Below are 706 nucleotides of genomic sequence, written 5' to 3'. Positions count from 1 at the left end.
TTAGGCTGATACTGTTCGGGGCGCGGCGAGGTTCCCGCAAGGAAATAGAGGCCAGCTTGCCGATGAATGTATGCAGGCCATGCAGCAGGCCAGCGACTCTCTGGAGTTCGAGCGCGCCGCGCGTTTGCGCGACTTGGTGGCCTCACTGCGCAGCATGCAGATTCGCCAATATGTGGATGGCCGCTCTGCCGATCTGGATGTGTTGGCCTGCGCGACGCAGGGCGCCAGCGCCTGCGTGATGCTGTTGGCGTTCCGCGACGGCCGCAATCTGGGTACGCGCGCGTTCTTCCCGCGCACCAATGGCGAGGACAGCGCCGAGGAAGTGCTGGCTGCATTTGTCTCGCAGTACTACGTCGAGCATGAGCCGCCGGCTGAAGTACTGCTGGATCGGCAGATTCCGGATGCGGAGATGATCGAGGCGGCGCTGAGCGCATCGGCCGAGCGCAAGGTGGCCTTGAAATGGAACGTGCGCGGCGAACGCGCGGGTTATGTGGAACTGGCCAGCCGCAACGCGCAGATCACCCTGGTTGCCGAGATGGACAGCGTTGGCGCGCAGCACGCACGCAGCGAAGCAGTGCGCGAGCTGCTGGGGCTGGCCGAGCCGGTCAAGCGCGTGGAGTGCTTTGATATCAGCCACACCATGGGCGAAGCCACAGTGGCCTCGTGCGTGGTGTTCGATGCGGCCGGCCCGGTACGCGCGCAGTAC

The 706-nt window shown here is 64.9% G+C and carries 1 pseudogene; it reads left to right on the top strand.

From position 1 onward, the window contains the following. Window positions 1–4: 4 nt before the first annotated feature. A pseudogene (locus ABB27_RS19135) lies at window positions 5–706 on the top strand (UvrB/UvrC motif-containing protein); the annotation flags it as partial.

Source organism: Stenotrophomonas terrae, assembly GCF_001431465.1.
In the GTDB taxonomy this organism is placed as follows: Bacteria; Pseudomonadota; Gammaproteobacteria; order Xanthomonadales; family Xanthomonadaceae; genus Stenotrophomonas; species Stenotrophomonas terrae.
The sequence above is the reverse complement of the archived record's forward strand: the minus strand, read 5'-3'. Positions and strand labels throughout refer to the sequence as shown.